At 43.9% G+C, this 7,101-nt stretch carries 8 protein-coding genes and 2 pseudogenes; all 10 read right to left on the reverse strand.

Features of this window, described 5'->3' with window-relative positions:
* Nucleotides 1–17: 17 nt before the first annotated feature.
* On the reverse strand, nucleotides 18–1,190 hold the full coding sequence (locus tag KK083_RS01620) for an aldo/keto reductase (RefSeq protein WP_254159992.1): 1,173 nt from the start codon (nucleotides 1,188–1,190) through the stop codon (nucleotides 18–20).
* Between the two features lie 26 nt (nucleotides 1,191–1,216).
* On the reverse strand, nucleotides 1,217–1,780 hold the full coding sequence (locus KK083_RS01625) for an NAD(P)H-binding protein (protein ID WP_254159994.1): 564 nt from the start codon (nucleotides 1,778–1,780) through the stop codon (nucleotides 1,217–1,219).
* A gap of 14 nt (nucleotides 1,781–1,794) precedes the next feature.
* Nucleotides 1,795–2,247, reverse strand: coding sequence for a nuclear transport factor 2 family protein (locus tag KK083_RS01630; RefSeq protein WP_254159996.1), 453 nt, complete (start codon nucleotides 2,245–2,247; stop codon nucleotides 1,795–1,797).
* A gap of 24 nt (nucleotides 2,248–2,271) precedes the next feature.
* Nucleotides 2,272–2,526: pseudogene (locus KK083_RS01635) on the reverse strand (SDR family oxidoreductase); the annotation flags it as partial.
* A gap of 12 nt (nucleotides 2,527–2,538) precedes the next feature.
* On the reverse strand, nucleotides 2,539–2,901 hold the full coding sequence (locus tag KK083_RS01640) for a Rossmann-fold NAD(P)-binding domain-containing protein (protein WP_254159998.1): 363 nt from the start codon (nucleotides 2,899–2,901) through the stop codon (nucleotides 2,539–2,541).
* 12 nt (nucleotides 2,902–2,913) lie between these two features.
* Nucleotides 2,914–3,099, reverse strand: a complete 186-nt coding sequence (locus tag KK083_RS01645) for a saccharopine dehydrogenase NADP-binding domain-containing protein (protein ID WP_254160000.1) — start codon at nucleotides 3,097–3,099, stop codon at nucleotides 2,914–2,916.
* 1 nt (nucleotide 3,100) lies between these two features.
* A complete protein-coding gene (locus tag KK083_RS01650; protein WP_317195203.1) occupies nucleotides 3,101–4,195 on the reverse strand; it encodes an NAD(P)-dependent alcohol dehydrogenase in 1,095 nt (364 codons plus the stop codon).
* A gap of 18 nt (nucleotides 4,196–4,213) precedes the next feature.
* Complete coding sequence (locus KK083_RS01655; RefSeq protein WP_254160002.1) at nucleotides 4,214–5,197, reverse strand: aldo/keto reductase; 984 nt, start codon at nucleotides 5,195–5,197, stop codon at nucleotides 4,214–4,216.
* 351 nt (nucleotides 5,198–5,548) lie between these two features.
* A complete protein-coding gene (locus KK083_RS01660; protein WP_254160004.1) occupies nucleotides 5,549–6,448 on the reverse strand; it encodes a helix-turn-helix domain-containing protein in 900 nt (299 codons plus the stop codon).
* A gap of 239 nt (nucleotides 6,449–6,687) precedes the next feature.
* A pseudogene (locus KK083_RS01665) lies at nucleotides 6,688–7,101 on the reverse strand (tRNA uridine-5-carboxymethylaminomethyl(34) synthesis GTPase MnmE); the annotation flags it as partial.

Raw genomic sequence — 7,101 nt, forward strand, 5'->3', positions numbered from 1 at the left:
AAACAATACGTACGACATCATTTCTTTGTCTGCTCAGCCTGTGCGCCTGTATATCGATCACCAACAATTTTTATCATGGACACTTCTTCCGTTAACTGCTTCAATTCTTCTGGTGTAAACTCGAAATCCGCGGACCATAAATTTTCTTGAAGATGTGCAAGCTTTGTCGTACCAGGTATAGGAACAATAAATGGCTTCTGAGCGAGCAGCCATGCTAAAGCCACTTGTGCCGGAGTTAATCCGTGGTGATTTCCGAATGAAGCAAGCGTATCAATCATTATCCAATTCGCTTTGATCGCATCTGGCTGATACCTTGGGAGGGTTGGGCGATTGTCGTTTGACGCGTTGTATTTTGTATTCTCATTGATGTAACCCGACAGAAACGCACGGCTCAACGGACTGTATGGTACGAATCCGATACCGAGCTCTTCACAGACGGGAATCACATCTTTCTCCGGTTCGCGCGTCATAAGGGAGTATTCACTTTGCAGCGCAGTTACAGGTTGTACTGCATGAGCCTTTCGGATGTTGTCGGCTCCGGCTTCACTCAAACCAAAATGCTTTACCTTTCCTTCTTTGATTAGTTGCTGCACTGTGCCTGCGACTTCCTCGATTGGTACATTTGGATCAACACGATGCTGGTACAGTAGGTCTATGTAGTCCGTCCTAAGACTCTTTAACGAGTTCTCTACAACTTTTTTGATCTGCTCCGGTTTACTATTCAGTCCAGACAATTGATTGTTCTGAATGTTGAATCCAAACTTGGTGCAGACTTGAATCTGTTTCCTAACAGGTTGCAATGCTTCTCCAACCAACACCTCATTTGTATATGGTCCATAGGCTTCAGCAGTATCAAAGAGATTCACACCCATGTCGACTGCCTTTCGAATTAAGGTGATCATGTGCTTCTTCTCGGGGATAAAGCTGCGATGGTAACTCATTCCCATACACCCAAGGCCCAAAGTAGAAACTTTCATCGCCCATTTTCCAGAACCTAAAGTTCGCTCCTTTGTGGCCGGAGCTGGTGAATGGTTTTGTTTACTTGAGTCATTCGCAGCTGATCCTGCCAACGAAGGCGCAGCTAGCAATGCAGCACTAATTGTAGCGCCTGCTTTTAGAAATCCTCTACGATCTGTCTTAGATCTGGTCTGATCATTTTCGCGATCATGTTTGAAAGAAGTATCAGCCATAATTTATAAGTTTTGGTTTGGAAATATTAAGGTTTACTGATGCCTAGGTTGGCATTTATGTGCAGTTCGGGATTGTCGATGATGCTGGCAACAAATGAAGCAATGCTCTTGCGCGAAATTGCGCTTCCCGTTTCCGGTTCACCCTTATGAGTGATGGCATAATCAACTTCATTAGAACTCGTGAACCAATCGGGACGGAGGATAGTATAATCCAGCCCAGATGCCTCTATAACGTCAGCAAGTTTCCGGTAAGGAACTAAGACTGGTTTTAATGGCTGTTCATAAATTCCAATCGAACTGATAGCAATAATTCTTTTGACACTACATTCCTTCATTGCCTTGACAATATTGTTAGCCATGGCCTCAAGGTTGCCAGCGAGATTCACGTAAACTATATCATTGCCGTTAATCGCGTTCTTGACATTGTCATACTTCATCGCATCACCCTCAACCACATTGTGATCTTTCGCGAACTTCGGAGACAGTCGTGACTTATTTCTTACGAACAAGGTCAGCTCTGCGCCTTTGATGGCTTCGATAACGTAAGAAGCAAGGCTTCCTGATGCTCCGATAATTATTACTTTTTTCATTTTTCGTTAAGAGGTTAAAAAGTAGAAGCCACTGAGTTGAGCGCAATCCACTGGCTATTTCGTTTTTCAAGTTTTACCTTTTGTTGTAGACGCCAGGTATTTCTTGAACCCCAGATTCGCGCATCTACCACGTGGTGTAATGTCGCCACTGCTTCGTTTCCACTGATCTTAATTTCTTGTTTTACCTTTTTTGCGGAATAGTACTTCATGCCTTCACTTTCGATCTCGGATAGCCATTCGTTTCTGCTTTGCACGTATCCTGTCATGTGTGTAAGCGTAAAGTCTTTATCGAGCACAGAATTCAGACCATCAAGATTCTTTTCGATCATGTAATGAATTATTTTATCCGTTACCACTATTATTTGATCTTCCTCTTGTGTCATTTGAAGTTTTTCACCTGATATATTTTGAGCATGATTGGGATTCATAATCATGATTGACAATGCAATCAGAATAAATGTTTTCATCGTACTGAATTTTACCAGCTCGTCCTACTTCGGAGCTAATTCACCATACCAATAAGCTGCGGTCACACCTCCGTCCATAAGGAAGTCGCTACCTGTAATAAATGCGCCATCGTTGCCCATCAAAAGTGCTGCAACATTGCCGACTTCATCTGGAGTACCCGCACGTTTTGCCGAAGACATTTCTATCATCTTTCGGTAGCCTTCTCCACGAGGGCCGGTCAATTCATCATTCGCCAGCGGTGTAATTATTATACCTGGGCTAATGGCATTTACTCGTGCTCCGCGCTTACCTCATCGGACTGCTTCTGCCATCACTCTCAAGGCATTGCCTCTCTTTGCCAATTGATAGGCGTGAAGCGAGTCTTTCACTTGATCAAGTTGAACAAATGGAAGCTCAAGAAGATCTTCGGCCGGTGTTGTTGCCAACGCCTTATTTTGTTCAACAGTAAGCGGTGGAAGACGATGTCCGGATTGTGACGATATAACAATGGCAGATCCGCCATTTGCAATTACATCTCCGAATTGTTCTAATATCAAAGCCGTTCCGTAGAGGTCAACTTTCAAAATAGTTTCAGGTGATGCTTGAGATGGAGAAACTCCGGCTGCATGAATTACACCAAACACTTCTCCAAGAGATGTAGCCTTTTCACGCAAAGCCAGGACTGACTAACGGTTTGAAACATCCACCACACTGGCTGTAACTCTAAATCCGGCATCATATAATGTCTTCGCTGCTGCTTCTGCATTTTCCTTTCGCAGATCAGCGATTAGAATTTGCTTGCCAGCGCCAACCCTTCGCGCTATTGCCTGTCCAATAGATCCAGCTCCGATGAGAACAATGACCTGTTCCATGCTATTTTTTCAAAGGTGACATGTCGATAACAAAACGATATTTCACATCTCCTTTTTCAAGGCGGACAAATGCTTCGTTAACTTGATCGGGATTGATTAATTCAATCTCGGCTGTGATGTTGTGCTTGGCGCAGAAATCAAGCATTTCCTGTGTTTCTGCAATGCCACCAATGTTCGACCCTGAGAAACTTCTACGGCCTACAACAACGCTGAATGCTCCGATCTCAAGTGGTTGTGGCGGTAAACCAACAAGCACCACGCTTCCATCATGACGAAGGAGATTCAAGTATGTATTTACATCATGCTTTGCTGAGACTGTGTCGAGAATGAAATGCAAGCTCCGAGCATACTTCTGCATTTGATCTGCATCGGTTGACAAAACTGCCTCGTCTGCTCCGAGTCGTTTGGCATCTTCTACTTTAGACGCAGAAGTTGTAAAGACAACAACATGCGCACCCATTGCCTTAGCAATTTTAATCGCGAGATGTCCGAGACCACCAATTCCAAGAATCCCGACTTTTTTGCCCGGACCTGCTTTCCAATGTTTCAATGGTGAATAGACGGTGATGCCCGCGCATAGTAGGGGAGCCGCACCCGCGAGATCAAGTTTCTCTGGCATGTGCAGAACATAATCTTCGTTCGTTACGATGCTCTCAGAAAATCCCCCATAGGTTGCGACACCAAGATGTTTATCGAGGGAATTAAATGAATATGTAACGCCTTCGTCACAGAACTGTTGGATATCGTCTTTACAGTATTCACATTTTCCACATGAGTCCACAATGCATCCAACTGCTGCAAGATCTCCTACTTTGAATTTTGTAACCATATTTCCAACACGAGTGACGCGACCAACGATTTCATGACCGGGTACGATCGGAAACATTGTACCACCAAAATCATTTTTGATCTGGTGTAAATCAGAGTGACAAATACCACAGAACAAAATTTCCATCTCAACGTCATTAGGTAAAACCTCTCTTCGAGGAATGCTCATTTTGCCAAGTGGCTTTTTTTCGGACTCGGTTCCAATAGCTTTAACGTTTCTGGTATTGATAGTTACTTTCCCTGCTAATGCTGCTGTTTGTACTTCCATGTTTTCTATTGTTTATGTTTATCGGCCTACGCGTTGTTGAAGATGCTGTGGATAACGCGCTCCCTGTACCTCGATTCCTGAAAAGGCTTCTTTAATTTCTTTCAGGTCGTCATTTGTTAGCGTAAGTTGTTCTGCTCGAAGATTTTCTTCGAGACGATTAATTTTCGTTGTACCAGGAATCGGTACGATCCATGGCTTTTGTGCGAGCACCCATGCAAGAGCGACTTGTGCAGGTGTTGCATTTTCGCTTTTCGAGAACTCGGTGATTTTTTCGACCACAACCTGGTTTGCTTTTCGATTTTCTTCGGCAAATCGCGGAACGACATTGCGAAAATCTGTTTTGTCGAATTTCGTGTGAGCATTAATAGCACCTGTAAGAAATCCTTTTCCAAGGGGACTGAACGGAACGAATCCGATCCCGAGTTCCTCAAGTAATGGAAGGATTTCTTTTTCAGGCTCTCGCCACCAGAGTGAGAACTCGCTTTGAAGAGCAGCCACTGGTTGCACTGCATGTGCTTTTCTGATACTCTCAACCCCAGCTTCGGACATGCCAAAATATTTTACCTTTCCTGCTGCGATAAGTTCCTTCACAGTTCCAGCCACATCTTCCATGGGCACTGTTGGATCAACCCGGTGCTGGTACAATAGATCGATGCGGTCTGTTCTTAATCGTTTAAGTGCCGCATCTGTCATTGCACGAATGTTGTCCGGCTTGCTATTCAATCCGAGATCTGTTTTTCCCTTTTCAAATCCGAATTTGGTTGCAATCACCACTTCATCTCTGAAAGGAGCGAGCGCTTCACCAACAACTTCTTCGTTCTTGTAGGGGCCATATGCTTCTGCTGTATCAAAGAAGGTCACGCCTAATTCAAAAGCTTTTCTGATTAGTTTGATGGCGTCTTCCTTATTGGTTTCGGGGCCATATCCGAAGTTCAGGCCCATACATCCAAGCCCTAGCGCAGATACTTCAAGACCACTTTTACCTAATTTTCTTTTTTTCATTTTCTGATGTTTATGTTAATCGCAGCTCATTTGTAAATTCACCAACTCCCATCAAGCTTGTCAAAGCTGCCGCTTGTCTTCCAGTTGAACTTGTCTAGCAAGAGTTCTTTGATTTCCTTTTCGATAGACTCTAACAGCAGTGTTTTCATAGTTTTGAGTTACGAGAAAAGTGTTATTAGCCAATTATCAGGACAATTGAAGTGCCTCTGTCAATAAACATGGTCGGTGATCTGACAACACGTTAACTGACCATTCTTTCAGGAATGGCAATCAATTGCCCTATTTTTGATACAAAGGTGGGGTGGAAATTGACCTGACTACTAACTCATTTCAAATAGGGACCTACGAAAATCAAACATTCCGAAACCCGGTTGGGCTAGCGCCAGTATGCTTTTTAAAGAAGTTATTGAAATGAGTCGGTTCAGTAAAACCGAGTGCATACGCTATTTCTGCAACACCCCACTTGCTATGTCGAAGCAGGATCTTTGCTTCCTGAACTAGTCGTTCAGCTATGACTTGCGTGGTGGTCTTTTGCAAGGTGTCTTTGACAGAACGGTTCAGATGATTCACATGGACGTTGAGTTGATCCGCGTATCCCGAAGCTGTACGAAGTTGTATCGATGGATGCTGATCATCGATTGGAAATTGTCTTTCCAACAATTCAATAAAGAGGGCAGAGATACGCTGTGATGCATTAGGTGCTTGCTTCTCCTGCTCAATCGGAGGTTGTAGCCTCATCCCGAAATGAATCAATTCCGAGATATGATTGCGGATGATGTCGTACTTGTATTTGTAGTCGGTGTTGAATTCTTTTTCAATGCGATTAAAGATGTCGCTCACGATTTCGACTTGCTCATCAGAAAGTTCGAAGATATGTTTCCCATTCGGTTGAAATACCTCGTACTGAGTAAGCTGTCCATATTGATGAAAGAGCTGTTGATTGAAGATACAGTAAACGCCCTCGCGGATCTTATCCAAGTGTTCCCATTTGTATGGAATCTGTGGATTGGAGAACGAAAGGCCCTGCTTCTTGATTGCGACCGTACGGTCAGCGAAGTGAACTTCACTTTGACCCTTAACCAGCATTATCTTATAAAAGTCGCGTCTGTGGTAAGGGATATTTGTAGGTCTCCCTTCAATAAATGGCTCAAGCCGGAACAGGTTAAAATGACCAATCTCGGCTGTAAAGGTTCCAGGCACCTCTGCAAACTTCCTTTTATAGAATTCCTGTAATGTTTCCGCTTTTTCCATCGATATACAAAGATACAAAACCTAGCCACCTTGCTTGATCAAGCGACAGCTATAGTCTGTTCTCGTTTTGCCTACAAAGGAAAATCAAGTGCAAGAAATTGTGTGTACTGATTTCAAATAGAGACCTACGAAAATCAAACATCTGTCGATTCAAGATCAGTCCGGGACACGACATCCTAGGGAAAAGAAGTTCAATCAATCAGCTTGCATTGATATTATTGTAACTACCTGATTACCAACTACTTACCGATGCAAAACTTCGAAAAGATATTCGCCAGCAGATCTTCGGTTGTGATATTTCCAGTGATCTCTCCAAGGTAATGCAGGGCCTGGCGGATGTCCATAGCCAGGAAATCACCAGTGATACCGTTGTCCATGCCGTCGAGCACACGGGTAAGCGCATCGTAGGTCTGAGTCAGGTTCTGGTAATGGCGCAGGTTGGTCACCATCACGTCGCCACTTTTAACTGACTTCACCTGGAAACGGGAGAGAATGGTGTTCTTCAGTTCCTGGATGTTGGTCTTGCCTGCCGCGGAAATGAAAATAAAATCTTTGGCTCTCAACTTTTCAACAAGACCGGCGTTGGCTTTGTCGAGCTTGTTGCCCACTTTAATGTGTGGGATGCCCCGCGCCGTCAGGTGTTGTTCTTCTTC

The sequence above is a fragment of the Chryseosolibacter histidinae genome, assembly GCF_018598225.1.
In the GTDB taxonomy this organism is placed as follows: domain Bacteria; phylum Bacteroidota; class Bacteroidia; order Cytophagales; family Cyclobacteriaceae; genus Chryseosolibacter; species Chryseosolibacter histidini.